The sequence below is a fragment of the Variovorax sucrosi genome (genome assembly GCF_051216635.1).
Taxonomy (GTDB): domain Bacteria; phylum Pseudomonadota; class Gammaproteobacteria; order Burkholderiales; family Burkholderiaceae_C; genus Variovorax.
Window position 1 is genome coordinate 538,167 of sequence record NZ_JBPJZU010000003.1, and the last position, 22,306, is coordinate 560,472.

Here is a 22,306-nt window from a genome sequence, read left to right on the forward strand (position 1 = left end):
GTCAGGTCACCGCGTCGGCGGGCAGGCGCTGCAGCATTGCCAGGGTGCTGGCGATCGTCTTGCGCAGCGCGCGGCGATCGCTGATGAAGTCGACGGCGCCCTTGGTCTGCAGGAACTCGGCGCGCTGGAAGCCCTCGGGCAGCGTCACGCGCACGGTCGACTCGATCACGCGGGGGCCGGCGAAGCCGATCAGCGCCTTGGGCTCGGCGATGACCACGTCGCCGACGAAGGCGAAGCCGGCGCTCACGCCGCCCATGGTCGGGTCGGTCAGCACGCTGATGTAGGGCAGGCCCTTCTTCGCCAGCTTGGTGAGCGCCGAGTTGGTCTTGGCCATCTGCATCAGCGACAGCAGGCCTTCCTGCATGCGCGCACCGCCGGTGGCGGTGAAGCAGATGAAGGGCACTTTCTGCTCGATGGCGGTTTCGACGCCGCGCACGAAGCGCTCGCCGACCACGCTGCCCATGCTGCCGCCCATGAACTCGAATTCGAAGCAGGCGACCACCACGCTGATGCTGTGCACCGAGCCGCCCATGACGATCAGGGCATCGGTTTCGCCGGTGTTTTCCAGCGCCTCCTTGAGCCGCTCGGGGTACTTGCGGCTGTCCTTGAACTTCAGCGCGTCGACCGGCAGCACTTCCTGGCCGAGTTCGTAGCGCCCTTCGGCGTCCAGAAAGGCGTCGAGCCGGGCCCGCGCGCCGATGCGGTGGTGGTGCGCGCAGCTCGGGCAGACGTTCTGGTTGTGCTCGAGATCGGTCTTGTAGAGCACCGTCTCGCAACTGGGACATTTGATCCAGAGCCCTTCGGGCACCTGGCGGCGCTCGCTCGGGTCGGTTTGCGCGATCTTCGGGGGAAGCAGTTTTTCTAGCCAGCTCATGGGGTCTCCTGGAGAGCGGGGATTATCGACCAGACGCGTTCTTGGGCGTTGCGGCCGGCAAGGCGTCGAGTGCCTGGCGGATTTCGGTCAGGAATTCGCGCACCCGCGGCACCACTTCGTCGCGCGGCTGGCCGTCGATCAGCTGGATGATCTTGGTGCCGATCACCACCGCATCGGCCGCCGACCCGACCGCCTGTGCCGTGCCCGCGTCACGGATGCCGAAGCCCACGCCGACCGGCACGCTCACGTGCTCGCGGATGCGCGGGATCATCCGCCCGACCGCCTCGGTGTCGAGGTGGCCGGCGCCCGTCACGCCCTTGAGCGACACGTAATAGACGTAGCCGGTCGCGATCCGGCCGACTTGCGCCATGCGCGCGTCGGTGCTGGTGGGGGCCAGCAGGAAGATCAGGTCGATGCCGGCGGCGCGCAGGTCGGCGGCGAAATCCTCGCATTCCTCGGGCGGATAGTCGACGACGAGCAGGCCATCGACGCCGGCCGCTGCGGCGTCACGGATGAAGCTGCCCTTGCCGTGCACGCCGTCGTAACGCTCGACCGGGTTGGCGTAGCCCATCAGCACCACCGGCGTGCGGTCGTCCTTCTGGCGGAAGGCGGCCACCATCGCCAGCACCTGCTTCGTGCCGACGCCCAGCGCCAGCGCCGCTTCGCCGGCCTTCTGGATCACCGGGCCGTCGGCCATCGGGTCGGAGAATGGCACGCCGAGCTCGATCACGTCGGCGCCCGCGGCGACCATGCCGTGCATCAGCTCGGGCGTGATGTCGGCGTAAGGAAAGCCGGCTGTGACGTAAGGGATGAGCGCCTTGCGCCCATCTTTTTGAAGTGCCTCGAAGGCTGCTGCGATGCGGCTCATGCCTTGCCTCCCTTCACGCTCAGGCCGCGCATCGAGGGCCGGTCGTAGAAGTCGACACCCGAGAGATCGGCCACCGTGCCGATGTCCTTGTCGCCGCGCCCGGAGAGGTTCACCAGGATCGACTGGTCCGGCCGCATCGTCTTGGCCAACTTCATCGCATAGGCCACCGCGTGGCTCGATTCGAGCGCCGGGATGATGCCTTCGGTGCGGCACAGGTAGTGGAAGGCGTCCAGCGCTTCGGCATCGGTGATGCCGACGTATTCGGCGCGGCCGATGTCTGCCAGGTGGGCGTGCTCCGGGCCGACGCCGGGGTAGTCCAGCCCGGCGCTGATGCTGTGCGTTTCGGTCACCTGGCCGTCCTCGTTCTGCAGCAGGTAGGTGCGGTTGCCGTGCAGCACGCCGGCGCTGCCACGCAGAATCGAGGCCGAATGCTTGCCGCTGTCCAAGCCTTCGCCGGCCGCTTCGACGCCGATCAGGCGGGTGCCTTCGAAAGGGATGTACGGGTGGAAGATGCCCATCGCGTTGCTGCCACCGCCCACGCAGGCGACGACCACGTCGGGCTGCGGGTTCGCGATGCCGCCGTCGGCCAGCATGGCCGGCATCTGCGCGATGCATTCCGTACCGATCACGCTCTGGAAGTCGCGCACCATCATCGGGTAGGGATGCGGCCCGGCGACGGTGCCGATGATGTAGAAGGTGTTCTCCACGTTGGTGACCCAGTCGCGCATCGCCTCGTTGAGCGCGTCCTTCAGCGTCTTGCTGCCCGATTCGACCGGCACCACGGTGGCGCCCAGCAGGTTCATGCGGTAGACGTTGGGGCTCTGGCGCTTCACGTCCATGCTGCCCATGTAGACCACACATTCGAGGCCGTAGCGGGCGCAGATGGTGGCGGTCGCCACGCCGTGCTGGCCCGCGCCGGTCTCGGCGATCACGCGCGGCTTGCCCATACGCCTGGCGAGCATGGCCTGGCCAATCACGTTGTTGATCTTGTGGGCGCCGGTGTGGTTCAGGTCCTCGCGCTTCAGGTAGATCTGCGCGCCGCCCATCTCGCGGCTGGTGCGCGCTGCGTGGTAGACCGGCGAGGGCCGGCCGACGAAGTGCTTGAGCTCGTAGTGGAATTCGGCGAGGAAGGCCGGGTCATCCTTGAACTTGGCATACGCCTCGCGCAGTTCGGCGATGGCGTGGGTGAGCGTCTCGCTCGCGAAAGTACCGCCGTAGGGGCCGAAGTGGCCGGCGGCATCGGGTTGTTGGTAGGTCTGCATGATTCTCTCGATCGATGGGGTCGCGCCCGTCGACAAAGAGACGGTGCGGCCGGTCAAAGGGGTGCGAGGTCGGCTGCGCGCACGGCAGCGATGAAATCGCGGATCTTTCCGGCGTCCTTGATGCCCTTGTTGCCAGGGCCATCCATCTCGACGCCAGAACTCACGTCAACGGCCAGCGAGGGGCATCGCGGCCGGAGTTGGCGAATGCCATCGGCCACGTTTGCAGGTGTGAGTCCACCACTCAAGACGAGGTGAGCGTCGACGGCGGTTGGAAGAAGTGACCAATCGAATGCCTTGCCGCCACCGCCGAACCCGTCGACATGGGCGTCGAGCAGGATGGCGTTGGCGTGGGAGAAATCGGAAGCGTATTTTACGAGGTCGAAGTCTGCCCCCGCCACACCGAGTGGAATGCGGGCCGCACGCATGTAACGGTACGTTCCCCGGCCGCTGGCTTCCTGGCATTGCGCGGGGGTCTCGTCGCCGTGGAACTGGGCCATCGCACCGGGCACGGCGGCCAGCGCGCTCATCACCTGCGACGGCGCTTCGTTCACGAACAGGAGCACCGGTGTGACGAAGGGGGGCAGGCGCGCGGCGAGCGCTGCCGCACGCTGGGCGGTGACGGCCCGCGGGCTGGCCGGATAGAGCACGAAGCCCACCGCGTCGGCACCGGCGTCGACGGCAGCCTCGAGGTCGGCCTCACGGGTGAGGCCGCAGATCTTGATGCGGGTGCGTGCGGTGGCGCTCATGCCGGCCGATCATACGCAGCGCCTCAGGCAGGCAGGGTGGCCTCTGCCGGGAGCCCCCAGGCCGCGTCGTACAGCGGCCCGACGAAGTACAGCCCGGCCGGCGAGAAGGTCGGCGCCGCCACCTTGCGACTGCGCGCCGCCAGCACCTCGGCGATCCAAGCCGGCCGTTCGTCGCCCTGCCCGACGCGGACCAGGCAGCCCATGATGTTGCGGATCATGTGGTGCAGGAAGGCATCCGCCTCGAACTCGAAGTGCCACTGGCAGCGCTCGCCGTCCGGCGAAACGTCCTTCTGGGTGACGGCGATGCGCCGCATCGTTTTCACCGGCGATCGGGCCTGGCAGGCGGAGGCGCGGAAGGAGCTGAAGTCGTGCTCGCCGATCAGCAGGGCCGCGGCCGCGCGCATCGCGTCGCCGTCCAGCGCGCGCATCGACCAGCCCACCCGCCCTGCATCGAGGCTGGGGCGCACCGGTGACTGCGACAGCACATAGAGGTAGCGGCGGGCGAGGGCGCTGGCCCGGCAATGGAAGGCGTCGGGCACCGGATGCGCCCATTGGATGGCGATGTCGTCGGGCAGGTAGCGGTTGGTGCCACGCACCCAGGAGAAGGGCGTGCGCTCGACGTCGGTGTCGAAGTGGACCACCTGCATCAGCCCGTGCACACCGGCGTCGGTGCGGCCGGCGCACAGTGTGGAAATCGGCCGGTCGGCAAAGCGCCGCAAGGCGCTTTCAAGCTTGTCCTGCACCGTCTGGCCGGACAACTGGCTCTGCCAGCCCTGGTAGGCCTGGCCGTTGTAGCGAACGCCGAGGGCCAGCCTCACGGGTGTCGAACGGGCCGCCGGCGCATGCGTCGTGTCAGCCCTCTCAGGCCAGCTGGGCCAGCAGTTGCTTGGCCTGAACCTTCAGGTCGCCCGAGCTTTCGGCTTCGACTTCCTCGACCAGCGAGCGGGCACCTTCGGTGTCGCCGAGGGCCTGCAGTTCACGGGCCAGCGACAGCTTGATCGCATGCGGGTTGTCGTTGGCTTCGTCGAGCGGTTCGAGCCGGCCGGGTTCGGTGTCGTTCGATTCACGATGGTTCAGGCCCGCGAGCGCGCTCATGTCGAACTCGATGAAGCCGGAATCACCGGGCAGGCTGCCACGCAGCGTCTCAGGCTGGGTGTGCTCCTCGGCCCGCATTGACGAGGACATGCGCGGCATCTCCAGCGCCGCGGGCGCCGTGTTGAAGTCGGTGTCGAAGTCGGCGGGCGGTGGGCTCGGAGGCGCGATGTCGCGCGGTGCCTGCGTGAAGCGCTCCGGCGCGGGCGCCGGGAGCGGTGGCAGGCTGGCGCTGACCGGGGCCGGTTCGCTGATCGGTGGCGCCAGGGTGATCGGCGCGTCCGACGTCGGGCGGTTCAGGTCGAGGTCGAAGTCCAGCGGTGCCACGGACGGGACAAAGGCCGGCGGAGGTGGCACGGCGACCGGCGGTGCTGCGGGCGCTGGGGCCACTGCAGCGGCCATGGCCGTGGCTGCGACCGCCGCCGCTGCGGCACTGTCGCCGACCGGGCGCACGCCGGATTCATACAGCGGATTGCCGGGGTCGAGTTCCTTGCCCATCTCCACCACGCGGTTCCAGTCGTTGCCCTGGCCGCCGGTCAGCTTGTGGACATCCGAGGCCAGTGCCTCGTAGGCGCGCAGGTCGCGCCGCTTGGCATGGATCTCGAGCAGCTTGAGGTGGATGGCCACGCGCTCGGGATTGATGCGCAGCGCTTCCCGCAGGATTTCCTCGGCCTGAAGGTCGCGGCCGTAGGCCAGGTACACATCGGCCTCGGCCACCGGATCGACGTCGCCGGCGTCGAGCTGGCTGGGCGAATAGGACAGCGACGAGACGATCGACCGGTTCTTGGTGTCGACCGATTCGCCGCCGCTGGAGGCGAAGAACGAATCCTTCGGCAGGCGGCTTTCCAGGAACACGCTTTCACCGGCATCCTGCCGGCGGCGCTTTGCGGCCTTGTAGCCGAGGAAGCCCAGGAGCAGCAGGATGAGCGCGCCGCCGCCGAGCATCAGCGGGTTGTCGAGCAGTTCGTCGAAGAAGCTCGGCTCCGGTGATGTGGGCGCCGTGGCGGGTTTCGCTGCCGGCTTCGGCGTCGGCACCGGGGCGGCTGTCGGCGCAGAGGCCGCTGCGGAAGCCGGCGCTGGCGTCAAGGCGGCCGTCGCGGCGGCGGGCGCAACCACCGCGGGCCGCGGTGGGGTGGCCGCCGATGCGGCGACTGCCACCGGCGTAGCCGAGGGGCTCGCGGCGGCCGGTGGTGCCGCGGCGGGCGTGGTTGGCGAGGTGGGCGCTGCGCCCGCCGGTGCTGCGGCACCGGCCGACTGAAGCTTGTTCAGGTCGCTGATGTTCTTCGAGAGTTCCGCCACGCGGGCGTTGCTCTCCTGCGCCTGGCGGCTCTGCGCCAGCCGGTCTTCAGCGGCGCGGGCCTGGGCGATGGTGAGCTTGTCGGGGGCTGCTGCAGCCGCACTGCGGTCTTCCACGCTGGCCTGCAGCTTGCCTGCGCTCTGCCGGCCGGCTTCGGCCACGCGTGAACCCGGTGCGTTCTCGGCCAGACGGCGGCGGTAGTCGCCGAAGTCACGGCTCTGCGCCGTCACCGTGCGTCGCGCGTCGGCGGAGGGCGTCGCGGCGGCTTGCGAGGCGTCCGGCAGGTCGAGCACCGCGCCCGCCTTCATGCGGTTCATGTTGCCGCCGATGAAGGCATCCGGATTGGCGCGCAGCATGGCCACCAGCATCTGGTCGAGCGAGACGTCTGCGGGCTTGTAGGCGCCGGCGATCTTGCTGGCGGTGTCCCCGGGCTGGACCGTGACTTGTTGACCTGCCGCATTGCCGCTGGTCGTTCGCACCGGTGCCGGCGCTTCGGCCGGTGTCGGTGTGGCGGCGGCGACTGTAGGCCGGGCGGCCCGGCGCGCCGAGGGCGCCGAAGGCGTCGGAATGGAAGCCGGCCCGGTGCCGAGGCTGATCTGCGGCGCCACCGGTGCGGCGGGAGCGGCCGCCGACCGGCTGGCCGGCGGGTCCAGCAGGACCGTGTAGTCGCGAACGACGCGCCCGGTGTTCCAACTGGCTTCCAGCAGCAGATCGATGAAGGGGTCGGAGACGGAGCGGTTGCTGGTCAGCCGAATGACGTAGCGGCCGTCAGGGCGACGCTGGAGCGCGCTGCGCACGTCGGAAAGGGCGGCGTTGTAAGGCACACCGGCGGCGCGGAAGGCCTCCTGCGACGCGACGCTCACCCGCAGGCCGTCGGCCTCTGCGGCGCTCATTTCGGCGATCTCGATCTCCGCGCGCAAGGGTTCGCCGATCGACGACTGCACGTTCATCCGCCCGAGCGACAGGGCGTGGGCCTCGAAGAAGGCCGAGCCGAGGCCCACGGCAATGGCCACACTGAGCAGGGAGAGCCGGGCACGACCGCGTGCCCCCGGTTTCGGGCGGATGGCCGAATCGCGGGCCGCAGGCAACGGATGTCTTGTCATGCTGAAAAGGGGGCACCGCGGCCCAAAGTGTAAGAGGACGTTAACATCATCATTCGGCACTGACAAGGCGACAGGCCGTCCGACCCAGTGCGCGCCAACTTCGGCATGGCCAGCCCGTTGCAGCAGAGCAACGAGGGTGAGGCTTTACGCGTCCAGCAGGATGCGGAGCATCCGCCGCAGCGGCTCGGCAGCGCCCCAGAGCAACTGGTCGCCGATGGTGAAAGCGCCCAGGTACTCCGGTCCCATCGCCAGCTTGCGCAGCCGCCCGACCGGGATGTCCATGGTGCCGGTCACTGCGACCGGGGTCAAATCCTTCACCGTCGCTTCCCGGGTGTTCGGGATGACCTTGACCCAGGCGTTGTCCGCGGCGATCAGGGCTTCGATGTCGGCCATCGGCACGTTCTTCTTGAGCTTGAAGGTCAGCGCCTGGCTGTGGCAGCGCATGGCGCCGACGCGCACACAGAAGCCGTCGACCGGCGTCGCCGCGTTGCCGAAGCCGGCGCCCTGGCCGAGGATCTTGTTGGTTTCGGCGCCGCCCTTCCATTCTTCCTTGGACAGGCCCCACTCGGCATCGTCCGCGTTCTTGCCAAGGCCCAGGTCCTTGTCGATCCAGGGAATCAGCGAGCCGCCGAGCGGCGCGCCGAAATTGGCGGTTTCGGCGGCACTGAGGCTCTGCTGCTTGTGCAGCACCTTGCGGTCGATCTCCAGAATGGCCGACTTCGGGTCGTCCAGCAGGGCGCGGACCTCGGCGTTGAGCGTGCCGAACTGCGTCAGCAGTTCGCGCATGTGCTGGGCGCCGCCGCCCGATGCCGCCTGGTAGGTCATGCTGGTCATCCACTCGACCAGGCCGGCCTTGTAGAGTGCGCCCACCCCCATCAGCATGCAGCTCACGGTGCAATTGCCGCCAATCCAGTTCTTGCCGCCCTTGGCCAAGGCGTTCTGGATGACGGGCAAGTTGACCGGGTCGAGCACGATGATCGCGTCGTCCTTCATGCGCAGCGTGGAGGCGGCGTCGATCCAGTGGCCATTCCAGCCGGCGGCACGCAGCTTCGGGAACACGTCGCTGGTGTAGTCGCCGCCCTGGCAGGTGATGACGATGTCGCACTTCTTGAGCGACTCGATGTCGTGGGCGTCCTTCAGGACCGTCTCGTTCTTGGCCATCGCCGGGGCCTTGCCGCCGGCGTTGGAGGTCGAGAAGAACATCGGCTCGATGAGCCCGAAGTCGCCTTCGGCCTGCATGCGGTCCATCAGGACCGAGCCGACCATGCCACGCCAGCCCACGAGGCCGACCAGAGGTTGAGATGCGTTCGTCATTTCCATGTGCCCTATCAAGAAAGAAAAAGTGGTTTCTCTTGGCGCCCGGCTCGTCGAGCCGGGGAGGGGCGTGACGAAGCGGGCTGCGGTTAGCCGGTAATCGTCTTTTTGGTGATTGCTGCTACGACCGCGTCGCCCATTTCGCGGGTGCCGACGCGCTTCGTGCCTTCCGACCAGATGTCGCCCGTGCGCAGCCCGGCGGCGAGCACCGACTTGACCGCCGACTCGATTCGGTCGGCAGCTTCGGGTTGTTGGAGGGAGAAGCGGAGCATCATGGCAGCAGACAGGATTGTAGCCAATGGGTTGGCAACCCCCTTGCCGGCAATGTCGGGTGCACTGCCGTGGCTGGGTTCGTACAGGCCCTGGCTGCTCGCATTGAGCGAGGCCGACGGCAGCATGCCAATCGAGCCGGTGAGCATGGCCGCCTCGTCCGACAGGATGTCGCCGAACATGTTGCCAGTGACGATCACGTCGAACTTCTTCGGCGCCTTGACGAGCTGCATGGCGGCGTTGTCGACGTACATGTGGTCGAGTTCGACGTCCGGGTAGTCCTTGCCGACCTCGGTCACGATGTCCTTCCAGAACTGGAAGGTTTCGAGCACGTTGGCCTTGTCGACGCTGGTCACGCGTTTGCTGCGCTTGCGGGCGGCCTCGAAGGCGACGCGGGCGATGCGCTCGACCTCGGGGCGCGAATAGCGCATCGTGTCGAAGGCCTCTTCGGCGCCGGGGAAGTGGCCGTCCACCGCGGTGCGGCGCCCGCGCGGCTGGCCGAAGTAGATGTCGCCGGTCAGCTCGCGGATGATCAGGATGTCGAGGCCGGCGATCAGTTCGGGCTTGAGGCTCGATGCGTCCACCAGTTGCTCGTAGCAGATGGCCGGGCGGAAGTTGGCGAACAGGCCCAGGTTCTTGCGCAGCCCGAGGATGGCCTGCTCGGGGCGGAATTGGCGCTCGAGCGTGTCGTACTTCCAGTCGCCGACGGCGCCGAACAGCACCGCGTCGGCTTCCTTCGCGAGCTTGAGCGTGGCGTCGGGCAGCGGATGGCCGTGGGCGTCGTAGGCGGCACCGCCCACCAGCGCGGTTTCCATCTCGAAAGGGAGCTCGAGGGCGTCGAGCACGCGGATCGCTTCCGCGACGATTTCGGTCCCGATGCCATCTCCGGGGAGGACTGCGATTTTCATTCTGGTCGTGTGTTGAGGGTGAAGGGGTCGGCGGCGCTCAGGCGTTCGCGAGCATGGTGTGGGCGAGCCACGGCTTCTGCGCCAGCCGCTCGGCTTCGAAGGCCTTGATCTTGTCCTTGTGGCGCAGCGTGAGGCCGATGTCGTCCAGCCCGTTGAGCAGGCAGTACTTGCGGAAGCCCTGGACGTCGAACGCGAGCTCGGTGCCGTCGGGCTTCACCACCACCTGCCGTTCCAGGTCGATGGTGAGCTGGTAGCCCGGAAAGGCCAAGGCCTCGTCGAACAGCTGCGCCACCTGCGTCTCGGGCAGCACGATCGGCAGCAGGCCGTTCTTGAAGCTGTTGTTGAAGAAGATGTCGGCGTAGCTGGGCGCGATGATGGCGCGGAAGCCGTACTGGTCGAGCGCCCACGGCGCGTGTTCGCGCGAGGAGCCGCAGCCGAAGTTCTTGCGCGCCAGCAGCACCGAGGCCCCCGCATAGCGGGGCTGATTCAGCACGAAGTCGGGGTTCGGTTTGCGCGTGGCCGGGTCCTGGCCCGGCTCGCCGTGGTCGAGGTAACGCCATTCGTCGAACAGGTTGACGCCGAAGCCGGTCTTCTTGATCGACTTCAGGAACTGCTTCGGAATGATCGCGTCGGTGTCGACGTTCTCTCGGTCCATGGGGGCCACGAGGCCCTGGTGCACGGTGAATTTCTGCATGGTGTGTCTCCTCGGTCAGGCGAATTGGCGAACGTCGACGAAGTGGCCATGCACTGCAGCGGCCGCGGCCATGGCCGGGCTCACGAGGTGGGTGCGCCCACCGGCGCCCTGGCGGCCTTCGAAGTTGCGGTTGCTGGTGGATGCGCAGCGCTCGCCGGGCTCCAGCCGGTCGGCGTTCATCGCGAGGCACATCGAGCAGCCGGGTTCGCGCCATTCGAAGCCCGCGGCCTTGAAGATCACATCGAGCCCTTCGCGCTCAGCCTGTTCCTTCACCACGCCCGAGCCGGGCACGACCAGCGCGAGCTTGACGTTCTTCGCGACTTTCCGGCCGAGCTTCTTCACCACGGCGGCGGCTTCGCGCATGTCCTCGATGCGGCTGTTGGTACAGGAGCCGATGAACACCTTGTCGATGAAGATGTCGTTCATCGCCTTGTTGGGCTCCAGGCCCATGTAGACCAGCGCGCGCTCGATCGCACCGCGCTTGCTGGCGTCTTTTTCCTTGTCCGGATCGGGCACGCGGCCGTTGATGGCGACCACCATCTCGGGCGAGGTACCCCAGGTCACCTGCGGCTGGATCTGCGTCGCGTCGAGCTCGACCACCGCGTCGAAATGCGCGCCTGGGTCGGACTGCAGCGTGCGCCAGTAGGTCACGGCATGGTCCCACTCCACGCCCGTGGGCGCGAGCGGCCGGCCCTTCACATAGGCGATGGTCTTCTCGTCGACCGCCACCAGCCCGGCGCGCGCGCCGCCTTCGATGGCCATGTTGCAGACCGTCATGCGGCCTTCCATGCTCAGGTCGCGGATGGCCGAGCCGGCGAACTCGATGGTGTAGCCGGTGCCGCCGGCGGTGCCGATCCGGCCGATGATGGCGAGCACGATGTCCTTGGCCGTACAGCCCAAAGGCAGCTTGCCCTCGACCTTCACGAGCATGTTCTTCGCCTTCTTGCCCAGCAGCGTCTGCGTGGCCATCACATGCTCGACCTCGCTGGTGCCGATGCCGTGCGCCAGGGCACCGAAAGCGCCGTGCGTGGAGGTGTGCGAGTCGCCGCAGACCACCGTCATGCCTGGGAGCGTGGCGCCCGACTCGGGGCCGATCACGTGCACGATGCCCTGGCGCTTGCTCAGGAACGGGAAGAACGCGGCGGCGCCGAATTCGGCGATGTTCTTGTCCAGCGTGGTGACTTGCTCCTTGCTGGTCGGGTCGGCAATGCCTTCGTAGCCGCGCTCCCAGCCGGTGGTCGGCGTGTTGTGGTCGGCCGTGGCGACGACCGAGCTGATGCGCCACAGCTTGCGACCGGCTTCGCGCAGGCCTTCGAAAGCCTGCGGGCTGGTGACCTCGTGCACCAGATGGCGGTCGATGTAGAGGATCGCGGTGCCGTCGTCCTCGGTGTGGACGACGTGTTCGTCCCAGAGCTTGTCGTAGAGCGTGCGTGCCATGTCGGTCTCTTGTCTTTCGTGGGGAGGGTGATTGTCCGTGCTCAGGCGGCCAGGCCGAGCGCTTCTTGTTCGGAGGCGGCGCCGGAGGCCTGCAGGTGCGCCACCAGCGCGCGTGCGGCCACCGGCAGGGTCGAGAAGTCGCGCGCCACGAGCCGGATCTCGCGGTGCGCCCAGGGGTCGCTCAGGGCAATGCCGACCAGACGCCGGCCGATGCCGCCGCGCATGAGTTCGAAGGCGCGGCCCGGCATCACGCCGATGCCCAGCCCGTTCTCGATCATCCGGCACATGGCGTCGAGGCCGGTCACGTGGATGCGCAGTTTGATGGTGCGGCCGGCATCGAGCGCGGCTTGGCGGGTGGCGACGTAGATCGAGCTGTTGGTGTGCAGGCCGACGTGATCGAAATCGAGGGATTCCGCAAAGGCGGCGGCCGGCCGGCTGTCCAGCTGATGACCGGCCGGCACGATCAGCACGAGATGGTCGTGCCGGTAGGCCAGGCTCTGAAGTTCGCTGCCACCGCCGGCCGCGTGGCAGATGCCCAGGTCGGCCGCGCCTTCCTGTACCGCCCGCAGCACCTCGGTGCTCAGGTGCTCCTCCAGGTCGATCTTGATGGCCTCGTGCTGGCGGCGGAAGGCGCCCAGGTCTTCGGGCAGGAACTGCACGATGGCCGAAATGTTGGCATGCACCCGGACATGACCGCGCACACCCTCGGCGTATTCGCTGAGTTCGCCCTGCATCTTCTCCAGGCTGTAGAGCACCGAACGTGCGTGGTGCAGCAAGCTCTCGCCGGCCGGCGTGAGGTCCACGCCGCGGGCGTGGCGGTAGAGCAGGGGAGTGCCCAGCGTGCCCTCGAGGTCCGACAGTCGCTTACTGATGGCCGAGGCGGCGATGAATTCGCGCTCCGCCGCGCGGCCGATGCTGCCCAACTCGCACACAGCCACATAGAGCTGGAGCGAAGTCAGGTCGATTCGGCGGGCGAAGGTCCGTTCGGACGCGGTCACGGCATCGTGTGGGAAGAGGTGGGATCGCTATTCTCCCTGAGAGCGGCCGCCCACGCCATCGTGATCCGCGATGGCCCGTGTGCCGGTGCACGATGTGCGCCGCCGCGCCGTCGCGCCCGCGAAAAAAAAGCGGGCTCGCAGCCCGCCTTCTGTCTCGACCCGCCGTTGCCGGCGTGGGTTGGTTTACTGACGCTTCTTGGCAGCGTCCTCGAGCTTGTCGCCACCCTTCTGGATGTCCTGGCCAGCGCCCTTCACGGTGTTGCACCCGGCCAGCGGCACGCCGAATGCAAAGACGATGGCGATCAGTGCGGTAAGTTTCTTCATGGCAGAACTCCTTCGAGCGGTTTGTTGACGGTAATGAGCGTGGAGTCACTCTCCGTCACCGAACATAGCGAGGGGCTTTGGGCGCTCCTGTAAGCCAAGACGCAAAAAAGCTGCCCGAAGGCAGCTTTTCCGAGGCGAAGGCCGGCGAGGCCTGCGCAGGCGCTCAGCGCTGGGCGATGGGCTTCACGTCGCGTTGGGTCGAGCCTTCGAAGAGCTGGCGCGGGCGGCCGATCTTGTATTCCGGGTCGCCGATCATTTCGTTCAGCTGGGCGATCCAGCCGACCGTACGGGCCAGGGCGAACACGGCGGTGAACAGCGGCACCGGGATGCCGATGGCGCGCTGCACGATGCCCGAGTAGAAGTCGACGTTCGGGTAGAGCTTGCGCGACACGAAGTACTCGTCTTCCAGAGCGATCTTCTCGAGGGCCATGGCCAGCTTGAAGAGCGGGTCGTTTTCCAGGCCCAGTTCGCTCAGCACTTCCTTGCAGGTTTCCTGCATGAGCTTGGCGCGCGGGTCGTAGTTCTTGTACACGCGGTGGCCGAAGCCCATCAGCTTGACGTTGGAATTCTTGTCCTTGACCTGCTTGATGAACTCGCCGATCTTCTCCACGCCGCCCGCCTTCTGGATGTCGTAGAGCATGTTGAGCGCGGCTTCGTTGGCACCGCCGTGGGCCGGGCCCCAGAGGCAGGCCACGCCGGCTGCGATGGCGGCGAAGGGGTTGGTGCCCGACGAGCCGCACAGACGCACGGTCGACGTCGACGCGTTCTGCTCGTGGTCGGCGTGCAGGGTGAAGATGCGGTCGAGCGCGCGCTCGAGCACCGGGCTCACCTTGTATTCCTCGCACGGCGTGGCGAACATCATGTGCAGGAAGTTGCCTGCGTAGCTCAGGTCGTTGCGCGGGTACATGTACGGCTGGCCGATCGTGTACTTGTACGCCATCGCCACCAGCGTGGGCATCTTCGCGATCAGGCGGATCGCGGCGATCTCGCGGTGCTTCGGATTGTTGATGTCCGTGCTGTCGTGATAGAAGGCCGACAGCGCGCCGACCAGGCCGGTCATGATGGCCATCGGGTGCGCGTCGCGGCGGAAGCCGCGCAGGAAGAACTGCATCTGCTCGTTGACCATCGTGTGGTTGCTGACGAGCTTGGTGAAGTCCTGCTTCTTGCCGGCGTCCGGCAGTTCTCCGTACAGCAGCAGGTGGCAGGTTTCGAGGAAGTCGCAGTTGGTCGCGAGTTGCTCGATGGGGTAGCCGCGGTACAGCAGTTCGCCCTTGTCGCCGTCGATGTACGTGATGGCCGACTGGCACGAGGCCGTCGACATGAAGCCCGGGTCGTACGTGAACATGCCGGTCTGCGCATACAGCTTGCGGATGTCGATCACGTCGGGGCCCAGCGTGCCCTTGTAGACCGGCAGGTCGACGTTGTCCCCACCGTTGCTGAAGGACAGGGTGGCTTTGGTGTCGGAGGCTTTCATTTCGACTTTCTTTCTCTAGAGATTGATATTCGGGAAGACAGGCAGTCGCGCGTCGTCAGACACGCATCAGTCGCAGCAGATCGACCACGTCCGCCCCGGCCCATGCGGGCTCGGGCTCCTTTCGCTGCAAAAGGAGGTCGAGAAGATCGTGGTCCGACAGATCCATCAGGGTTTCCATCGCCTTCGCCTGACGCACCGTCAAGCGGGCTTCGTGCCGCTCGAAGAAGCGCGCGATGAAGAGGTCGTTCTCCAGCAAGCCGCGCCGCGTACGCCATTTCAGCTTGCTGAGCGCGCGGGCGTCCAGCGGCTGGTCGAGGTCGGCGGCGGCTTGCATCGTGCTGCTTTCTTCCCGGGTCAGATGGCGCGACGCACCATCAATTCCTTGATCTTCCCGATCGCCTTGGTCGGGTTCAGGTTCTTCGGGCACACGTCGACGCAGTTCATGATCGTGTGGCAGCGGAACAGGCGGTACGGGTCTTCGAGGTTATCCAGGCGCTCGGCGGTGGCTTCGTCGCGGCTGTCGGCGATGAAGCGGTAGGCCTGCAGCAGGCCGGCAGGGCCGACGAACTTGTCGGGGTTCCACCAGAAGCTCGGGCAGCTGGTCGAGCAGCTCGCGCACAGGATGCACTCGTAGAGGCCGTCGAGCTCTTCGCGCTCTTCCGGGCTCTGCAGGCGTTCCTTCTCGGGCGGCACGTTGTCGTTCTGCAGGTACGGCTTGATCGAGTTGTACTGCTTGAAGAACTGCGTCATGTCGACGATCAGGTCGCGGATCACCGGCAGGCCGGGCAGCGGCTTGAGCACGACGGTGCCCTTGAGCGTGTTCATGTTGGTCAGGCAGGCCAGACCGTTCTTGCCGTTGATGTTCATCGCGTCCGAGCCGCAGACGCCTTCGCGGCAGGAGCGGCGGAACGACAGCGTCGGGTCCTGCGCCTTGAGCTTCATGAGGGCGTCGAGCAGCATGCGTTCGTGGCCGTCGAGTTCGATCTCGATGGTCTGCATGTACGGCTTCGCGTCCTTGTCCGGGTCGTAGCGATAGATCTGGAATGTGCGCTTCATCGTGGTGACCTTGTGAGTGCTTTTTATGAGCTGGTTAGAACGTGCGGACCTTGGGCGGCACGCTGTCGACGGTCAGGGGCTTCAGACGGACCGGCTTGTAGGCCAGGCGGTTGTCTTCGCTGTACCAGAGCGTGTGCTTCATCCAGTTCTTGTCGTCGCGGCCCAGCGGTGCGACCGGGTCGTCGGCGGGGCGTTCGTAGTCTTCCACCGTGTGGGCGCCGCGGCATTCGGTGCGGGCGGCTGCGGAGATCATCGTGGCCTGGGCCACTTCGATCAGGTTGTCGACTTCCAGCGCCTCGATGCGCGCGGTGTTGAACACGCGCGACTTGTCCTTGAGCGTGATCGCCTTGACGCGCTCGCGCACCTGGGCGATCTTCCCCACGCCTTCGTTCATGGAGGCTTGCTTGCGGAACACCGCCGCGTGCTGCTGCATCACGGTGCGGATCTCGTTGGCCACGTCCTGCGCGTATTCGCCGCTGGTCGAGGCCTCGAGCTGGTTCAGGCGCTCCAGCGTGCGGTCGGCCGCATCGGCCGGCAGCGGCTTGTGCTCTTTCAGCTTGTCGTTGAACTGGACGATGTGGTTGCCCGCCGCGCGACCGAAGACCAGCAGGTCGAGCAGCGAGTTGGTGCCCAGGCGGTTGGCGCCGTGCACGCTCACGCAGGAGCATTCGCCCACCGCGTAGAGACCGTTCACCGCCACGCTCTGGTTGTCCGCGTCCTGCAGTACGACCTGGCCGTTGATGTTGGTCGGGATGCCGCCCATCTGGTAGTGGATGGTGGGCACGACCGGGATCGGTTCCTTCGTGACGTCGACGTTTGCGAAGTTGATGCCGATCTCGTAGACCGACGGCAGGCGCTTGTGGATCGTCTCGGCGCCCAGGTGGTCAAGCTTCATGTGGATGTAGTCCTTGTTGGGACCGCAGCCGCGACCTTCCTTGATTTCCTGGTCCATCGAACGCGACACGAAGTCGCGCGGCGCCAGGTCCTTCATGGTGGGCGCATAGCGCTCCATGAAGCGTTCGCCGTTGCTGTTGAGCAGGATCGCGCCTTCGCCGCGGCAGCCTTCGGTCAGCAGCACGCCGGCACCGGCCACGCCGGTCGGGTGGAACTGCCAGAACTCCATGTCCTGCAGCGGAATGCCCGAGCGCGCTGCCATGCCCAGGCCATCGCCGGTGTTGATGAAGGCGTTGGTCGAGGCCTGGAAGATCCGGCCGGCACCACCGGTGGCCAGCAGCACGGTCTTGGCCTGCAGGATGTGCAGGTCGCCGGTTTCCATCTCGAGTGCGGTCACGCCGACCACGTCGCCTTCGGCGTCGCGGATCAGGTCGAGCGCCATCCATTCGACGAAGAACTGGGTGCGGGCTTCGACGTTCTTTTGGTAGAGCGTGTGCAGCATTGCGTGACCGGTGCGGTCGGCGGCGGCGCAAGCGCGCTGCACCGGCTTTTCGCCGTAGTTGGCGGTGTGGCCGCCGAACGGACGCTGGTAGATCGTGCCGTCCGGGTTGCGGTCGAAGGGCATGCCGAAGTGTTCGAGTTCGTACACCACCTTCGGGGCTTCGCGGCACATGAACTCGATCGCGTCCTGATCGCCGAGCCAGTCGGAGCCCTTGATCGTGTCGTAGAAGTGGTAGTGCCAGTTGTCCTCGCTCATGTTGCCGAGCGATGCACCCACGCCGCCTTGCGCGGCGACGGTGTGCGAACGGGTCGGGAACACCTTGGAAAGCACGGCCACGTTGAGGCCGGCGCGCGCCAGTTGCAGCGAGGCACGCATGCCGGAACCGCCGGCGCCGACGATGACGACGTCGAACTTGCGCTTGGTGATTTGGTCTTTGGTATAGGCAGTCATCTTGTTCAGAGTCTCCAGAGCACTTGAATGGCCCAACCCGCGCAACCCACAAGCCAGACGATCGTGAAAATTTGGCAAGCGAGGCGAATGCCGACCGGTTGGACGTAGTCCATCCAGACATCGCGCATGCCCACCCATACGTGGTAGAGGATCGAAGCGATCACCACGAAGGTCAGCACCTTCATCCATTGGGCCGAGAAGATGCCGGACCAGGTGTCGTAGCCGATCGGGCCGCGCGAGAACAGCAACTGCGCCAGCACGAGGATGGTGAAGAGGGCCATCAGGCCACCGGTGATGCGCTGGCTGAGCCAGTCGCGCAGACCGTAGTGCGCGCCGACGACGATGCGCTTGGCGCCGTAATTCACAGACATGTCGAGCTCCTTCTCAATACAGGCCGAAGAGCTTCGCGCCGAGAACGACGGTCAGCAGGATGCTCAGGGCGAGCGTGGCGACGGCGGAGCTCTTGCCGAACTCCTTGTTCACGGCGGCGTGGCTCACGTCCATCCACAGATGGCGCAGGCCGGCGATGAAGTGGTGCAGGTAAGCCCAGATCAGCGCCAGGGCGACCAGCTTCAGGAACCAGCCCGGAACGAAGCCAAGGCCGCTGTTGAAGGCGGCCTTGAAGCGAGCAAACGAGATTTCGGAGGAGACCGAGGTGTCGAACATCCAGATGATGAACGGCAGCAGCAGGAACATCAGGACGCCACTGACGCGATGCAGGATCGAGACGATGCCGGCGGGCGGAAGACGGTAGGTGGTGAGGTCGGTGAAGGCATTGATGTTACGGAACTCACGTCTCGGTGGACGGGATGTTTTGGCAAGCTCGGTCATGGGGGCTTTCGTTGCTTTTTCGGGGAAGCTGCTTGTCTTTGGCGGAAATGCAAACAACGCAAAATTCTATTGCAATGCACCATCGGGCAGCGGGCGCCTGCGCGTCACCGCACCGGATTGGTCGGACGATCGGCTCGGCCGCACCCCCGCGGCGTCACATCGGTGCATGGGTTCAGCCGAGTTCATTGCGGTAGTGATGGGTGTCGGTGCGATAGAGCCCACGGCGCAGTTCCATCGGTGTGTCGTGGTAGGTGTGCGCCACCCGCTCGACGCTCAGCAGCGGGGCGGTGCGCGGCACATGCAGAAGGGCCGCCTGCTCGGCGTCGGGCAGCACGGCGCGGATCTTCTCTTCGGCCCGCACCATGCGCACGCCGAACTCGGTTTCGAACATCGCGTACATCGGCCCAGGCCAGGCGCGCAGCCGTTCGGCCGTCAGCCCCTTGAAGGGCACACCTGGCAGCCAGAGGTCTTCGAGGATGGTCGGCACGCCCTGGTAGGCGAGCACGCGGCGGACCTGCAGCACCGCATCGCCGGTGCGCAGCGCCAGTGCGCGCGCCACTTCGGCCGATGCGCGCAGCCGCCTGCAGTCGACGATGGTCCGCTCGGCCGGCCCGTCGGCGCCGGTGCTGTCGGGCACCAGCTTCAGGAAGCGGTACTGCACCTGCTGCTCGGCGTGGGTGGCGACGAAGGTGCCCTTGCCCTGGCGGCGCAGCACCAGGTTTTCCGCGGCCAGTTCGTCGATCGCCTTGCGCACCGTGCCCTGGCTCACGCGAAAGCGCGCCGCCAGTTCCATCTCGCTCGGAATCGGTTCGCCCGGTTTCCACTCGCCCGCCTGCAGGCTCTGCAGGATCAGGGCCTTGATCTGCTGGTAGAGCGGGCTGAAGGAGGGCGTGGCGAGGTCGGCGACGGAGGGCGTGTTCATGGCGGGGCGCGCGCCGCATGCGCTGCGCGGGCCATATCTTATATAAGACATAAGACATTCGCCCTCGAAATGGCGAATGAGCTTAAAATACCCGCCGGTTCTGCGCCCTCCGGGCTTGTCCGCCGGGCCATCTCGGCAGCCCCGTGCTCGCCAATGCCGTTTTCATCATCTTCTGGAGTCTTCCCATGAGCAAAAAGCCTGTTCGCGTTGCCGTCACCGGCGCCGCCGGCCAAATCGGTTACGCCCTGTTGTTCCGCATCGCCTCCGGCGAAATGCTCGGCAAGGACCAGCCGGTCATCCTGCAACTGCTCGAAGTTCCTGTCGAAGGCCCGCAAAAGGCGCTCAAGGGCGTGATGATGGAACTCGACGACTGTGCCTTCCCGCTGCTGGTCGGCATGGAAGCGCATGGCGACCCGATGACCGCCTTCAAGGATGCCGACTACGCGCTGCTGGTCGGCTCGCGTCCGCGCGGCCCCGGCATGGAACGCGCCGAACTGCTGGCCGTCAACGGTGCCATCTTCACGGCACAGGGCGCGGCGCTCAACGCCGTGGCCAGCCGCAACGTCAAGGTGCTGGTGGTGGGCAACCCCGCCAACACCAACGCCTACATCGCGATGAAGAGCGCCCCCGACCTGCCGCGCAAGAACTTCACCGCCATGCTGCGTCTGGACCACAACCGCGCTGCCAGCCAGATCGCTGCCAAGACCGGCAAGGCCGTCGCCGACATCGAGAAGCTCACCGTCTGGGGCAACCACTCGCCCACGATGTACGCCGACTACCGCTTCGCGACGATCGGTGGCGAAAGCGTCGCGAAGATGATCAACGACCAGGAATGGAACGCCAACACCTTCCTGCCGACCGTCGGCAAGCGCGGTGCGGCCATCATCGAAGCACGCGGTTCGTCGTCGGCTGCATCCGCTGCCAACGCCGCCATCGACCACATGCGCGACTGGGCCCTGGGCACGAACGGCAAGTGGGTCACGATGGGCATCCCGTCGGACGGCCAATACGGCATTCCGAAGGACGTGATGTTCGGCTTCCCGGTCACCTGCGAGAACGGCGAATACAAGGTCGTTGAAGGCCTGGACATCGACGCCTTCAGCCAGGAGCGCATCGACAAGACGCTCAAGGAACTGACGGACGAACAGGCCGGCGTGGCCCACCTGGTCAAGTAAGCACGGCCCACGTCGATGCTCGATTGGAACCCCGCGCTCTACACCCGCTACGAGGATGAGCGCACGCGTCCGGCTGCCGAGCTGCTGGCGCGCGTTCCGCTGGCGGAGGCAGCCCGGGTGGTCGACCTCGGCTGCGGTCCGGGCAATTCCACCGAGCTGCTGGCACGCCGCTTCCCGCAAGCGGACGTGCAGGGCATCGACAACTCCGAGGCCATGCTGGTCAGCGCGCGCGAGCGGCTGCCGCAGGCCCGGTTCGAATTCGCCGACATCGGCCGCTGGACGCCCGATGTCGCTCCCGATCTCATCTATGCCAATGCGGCCCTGCAATGGGTGCCGGATCACGACACGCTGATCCCGCGCCTGTTCGCCGCGCTGGCGCCGGGTGGCGTGCTTGCCATCCAGATGCCCGACAACCGCGCCGAACCCACGCACCGCCTGATGCGCGAAGTCGCGTCCGAGGCGCCGTGGAAAGAGCCCATCGGCGACGCCGACAAGCTGCGCCCCGAGCTGCTGGGAATCGGCGGCTACTACGACCTGCTGGCACGCGATGCGGCCCACGTCGACGTCTGGCACACCATTTACCAGCACCCGATGGCGTCGGCTGCGGCCATCGTCGAATGGGTGAGCAGCACCGGGCTCAAGCCCTTTGTCGACCCGCTCGACGCCGGCCTCAAGGCGAGTTATCTCGCAACCTACGAACGCCGCATCGCGCAGGCCTATCCGTCGCGCGCCGACGGCCGGCTGCTGCTGGCCTTCCCGCGCCTGTTCATCGTGGCTCGCAAGGCATGAGCGCTTCGCCAACGCCGACGACCCACCCGCGCGACGTGCTGCTGGGCGCGCAGGCGGGCGCCATCGTGCTGCCGGTCTGCGACCACTACAGCGGCGTCGAGGCGCGCATGAAGAAGAGTCTCGCGCTCCAGGCCGAGATGGCCGAGGAGTTCGGCGCCTGCGTGTTCGACGTGACGCTCGACTGCGAAGACGGCGCCCCCGTCGGCGGCGAAGCCGAGCACGCGCAGCTTGTGACCGAGCTGGCGCTCGGCGCGGCCGCCGGCCTGCGTGTCGGTGTGCGCGTGCACCCGGTCGACCATGCTGCCTTCGACGCCGACGTCGCGACGATCGCCGGCCGTGCCGGCCAGCGGCTGAGCCACCTGATGGTGCCCAAGGTCGAATCCGTCGCCGACGTGGCCAGGGCCGCAGCGGCACTCGACGCCGCCGGCGCCACCGCGCTGCCGCTGCACGTGCTCATCGAATCGCCCCTGGCGGTGCATAACGCCTTCGACATCGCCGCCCATCCACGCGTGCAGTCGCTCAGCTTCGGGCTGATGGACTTCGTCTCGGCCCACGCTGGCGCCATCCCTGCCGATGGCATGGGCGTGGCCGGCCAGTTCAGCCATCCGCTCGTGGTGCGCGCCAAGCTGGCCATCGCCTCGGCCGCCCACGCCCACGGCAAGGTGCCTTCGCACTGCGTCGTGACCGAATTCAGCAACGTCGAGGCCTTGCGGGCCGCGGCGAAGCGGGCCGCCGGCGAGTTCGGCTACACCCGCATGTGGAGCATCCACCCGAGCCAGATCCGGCCGATCCTCGAGGCCTTCGCGCCCGACGAAGGGCAGATTGCCCAGGCCGTCCGCATCGTCGATGCCGCCGTGCGCCAGGAATGGGCGCCGGTCAGCATCGACGGCACACTCCACGACCGCGCGAGCTACCGCCATTTCTGGCAGCTGCTCGAGCGCGCCCATGCCACAGGCCGACCGCTGCCCTCCGAGGCGCAGGCCTGGTTCACTTCCCCCTGACAACCAAGACAACATCCCTCAAGGA

22 protein-coding genes are annotated in these 22,306 nt (G+C 66.8%); 3 read left to right on the forward strand and 19 right to left on the reverse strand.

Going from position 1 to position 22,306, the window contains the following annotated elements; genetic code table 11:
• Nucleotide 1 precedes the first annotated feature (1 nt).
• From accD to ACSFBE_RS08730, 19 genes are all read right to left on the reverse strand, one after another.
• Complete coding sequence (gene accD, locus ACSFBE_RS08640; RefSeq protein ID WP_435489963.1) at nt 2-874, reverse strand: acetyl-CoA carboxylase, carboxyltransferase subunit beta; 873 nt, start codon at nt 872-874, stop codon at nt 2-4.
• Between the two features lie 22 nt (nt 875-896).
• Nucleotides 897-1,742, reverse strand: coding sequence for a tryptophan synthase subunit alpha (gene trpA / locus ACSFBE_RS08645; RefSeq protein ID WP_435489964.1), 846 nt, complete (start codon nt 1,740-1,742; stop codon nt 897-899).
• Entirely contained in the window at nt 1,739-3,004 is a 1,266-nt protein-coding gene (gene trpB / locus ACSFBE_RS08650) for a tryptophan synthase subunit beta (RefSeq protein ID WP_435489965.1), read from the reverse strand. Before trpB ends, trpA begins: the two co-directional genes overlap by 4 nt.
• Before the next feature lie 53 nt (nt 3,005-3,057).
• The gene (locus tag ACSFBE_RS08655) at nt 3,058-3,750 is read right to left on the reverse strand and encodes a phosphoribosylanthranilate isomerase (RefSeq protein WP_435489966.1); all 693 of its coding nucleotides are present in this window, start codon (nt 3,748-3,750) and stop codon (nt 3,058-3,060) included.
• 23 nt (nt 3,751-3,773) lie between these two features.
• Complete coding sequence (truA, locus tag ACSFBE_RS08660) at nt 3,774-4,568, reverse strand: tRNA pseudouridine(38-40) synthase TruA (RefSeq protein ID WP_435489967.1); 795 nt, start codon at nt 4,566-4,568, stop codon at nt 3,774-3,776.
• A 43-nt stretch (nt 4,569-4,611) separates the two neighbouring features.
• Complete coding sequence (locus ACSFBE_RS08665; protein ID WP_435489968.1) at nt 4,612-7,242, reverse strand: FimV/HubP family polar landmark protein; 2,631 nt, start codon at nt 7,240-7,242, stop codon at nt 4,612-4,614.
• 144 nt (nt 7,243-7,386) lie between these two features.
• The gene (gene asd, locus ACSFBE_RS08670; protein WP_435489969.1) at nt 7,387-8,556 is read right to left on the reverse strand and encodes an aspartate-semialdehyde dehydrogenase; all 1,170 of its coding nucleotides are present in this window, start codon (nt 8,554-8,556) and stop codon (nt 7,387-7,389) included.
• Nucleotides 8,557-8,645: 89 nt separating this feature from the next.
• Nucleotides 8,646-9,734 (reverse strand): 3-isopropylmalate dehydrogenase, encoded by a 1,089-nt coding sequence (gene leuB / locus ACSFBE_RS08675; protein WP_435489970.1) that lies wholly within the window; start codon nt 9,732-9,734, stop codon nt 8,646-8,648.
• A gap of 37 nt (nt 9,735-9,771) precedes the next feature.
• A complete protein-coding gene (leuD, locus tag ACSFBE_RS08680; RefSeq protein ID WP_435489971.1) occupies nt 9,772-10,428 on the reverse strand; it encodes a 3-isopropylmalate dehydratase small subunit in 657 nt (218 codons plus the stop codon).
• A gap of 15 nt (nt 10,429-10,443) precedes the next feature.
• Entirely contained in the window at nt 10,444-11,865 is a 1,422-nt protein-coding gene (gene leuC / locus ACSFBE_RS08685; protein WP_435489972.1) for a 3-isopropylmalate dehydratase large subunit, read from the reverse strand.
• A 41-nt stretch (nt 11,866-11,906) separates the two neighbouring features.
• Nucleotides 11,907-12,863 (reverse strand): LysR family transcriptional regulator, encoded by a 957-nt coding sequence (locus ACSFBE_RS08690; RefSeq protein ID WP_435489973.1) that lies wholly within the window; start codon nt 12,861-12,863, stop codon nt 11,907-11,909.
• 183 nt (nt 12,864-13,046) lie between these two features.
• A complete protein-coding gene (locus ACSFBE_RS08695) occupies nt 13,047-13,187 on the reverse strand; it encodes an entericidin A/B family lipoprotein (protein WP_435489974.1) in 141 nt (46 codons plus the stop codon).
• 163 nt (nt 13,188-13,350) lie between these two features.
• Nucleotides 13,351-14,661: a citrate synthase gene (gltA, locus tag ACSFBE_RS08700; protein ID WP_435489975.1), complete on the reverse strand. Its 1,311-nt coding sequence runs from the start codon at nt 14,659-14,661 to the stop codon at nt 13,351-13,353.
• Between the two features lie 55 nt (nt 14,662-14,716).
• Entirely contained in the window at nt 14,717-14,995 is a 279-nt protein-coding gene (locus tag ACSFBE_RS08705) for an FAD assembly factor SdhE (protein ID WP_435489976.1), read from the reverse strand.
• A 20-nt stretch (nt 14,996-15,015) separates the two neighbouring features.
• Complete coding sequence (locus ACSFBE_RS08710) at nt 15,016-15,717, reverse strand: succinate dehydrogenase iron-sulfur subunit (protein WP_262072750.1); 702 nt, start codon at nt 15,715-15,717, stop codon at nt 15,016-15,018.
• Between the two features lie 34 nt (nt 15,718-15,751).
• The gene (gene sdhA / locus ACSFBE_RS08715) at nt 15,752-17,563 is read right to left on the reverse strand and encodes a succinate dehydrogenase flavoprotein subunit (RefSeq protein WP_435454613.1); all 1,812 of its coding nucleotides are present in this window, start codon (nt 17,561-17,563) and stop codon (nt 15,752-15,754) included.
• Nucleotides 17,564-17,568: 5 nt separating this feature from the next.
• Nucleotides 17,569-17,934, reverse strand: coding sequence for a succinate dehydrogenase, hydrophobic membrane anchor protein (sdhD, locus tag ACSFBE_RS08720; RefSeq protein WP_435489977.1), 366 nt, complete (start codon nt 17,932-17,934; stop codon nt 17,569-17,571).
• 13 nt (nt 17,935-17,947) lie between these two features.
• Nucleotides 17,948-18,394, reverse strand: a complete 447-nt coding sequence (gene sdhC / locus ACSFBE_RS08725; protein ID WP_435490010.1) for a succinate dehydrogenase, cytochrome b556 subunit — start codon at nt 18,392-18,394, stop codon at nt 17,948-17,950.
• A gap of 172 nt (nt 18,395-18,566) precedes the next feature.
• Complete coding sequence (locus tag ACSFBE_RS08730; protein ID WP_435489978.1) at nt 18,567-19,316, reverse strand: GntR family transcriptional regulator; 750 nt, start codon at nt 19,314-19,316, stop codon at nt 18,567-18,569.
• A 185-nt stretch (nt 19,317-19,501) separates the two neighbouring features.
• Between ACSFBE_RS08730 and ACSFBE_RS08735 the strand changes: the two genes are divergently transcribed.
• The 3 genes from ACSFBE_RS08735 to ACSFBE_RS08745 are packed head-to-tail and all read left to right on the forward strand — an operon-like array spanning nt 19,502 to nt 22,281.
• Nucleotides 19,502-20,491, forward strand: a complete 990-nt coding sequence (locus ACSFBE_RS08735) for a malate dehydrogenase (RefSeq protein WP_435489979.1) — start codon at nt 19,502-19,504, stop codon at nt 20,489-20,491.
• Nucleotides 20,492-20,506: 15 nt separating this feature from the next.
• A complete protein-coding gene (gene tam / locus ACSFBE_RS08740; RefSeq protein WP_435489980.1) occupies nt 20,507-21,280 on the forward strand; it encodes a trans-aconitate 2-methyltransferase in 774 nt (257 codons plus the stop codon).
• On the forward strand, nt 21,277-22,281 hold the full coding sequence (locus ACSFBE_RS08745; RefSeq protein ID WP_435489981.1) for an HpcH/HpaI aldolase/citrate lyase family protein: 1,005 nt from the start codon (nt 21,277-21,279) through the stop codon (nt 22,279-22,281). Before tam ends, ACSFBE_RS08745 begins: the two co-directional genes overlap by 4 nt.
• Nucleotides 22,282-22,306: the final 25 nt, after the last annotated feature.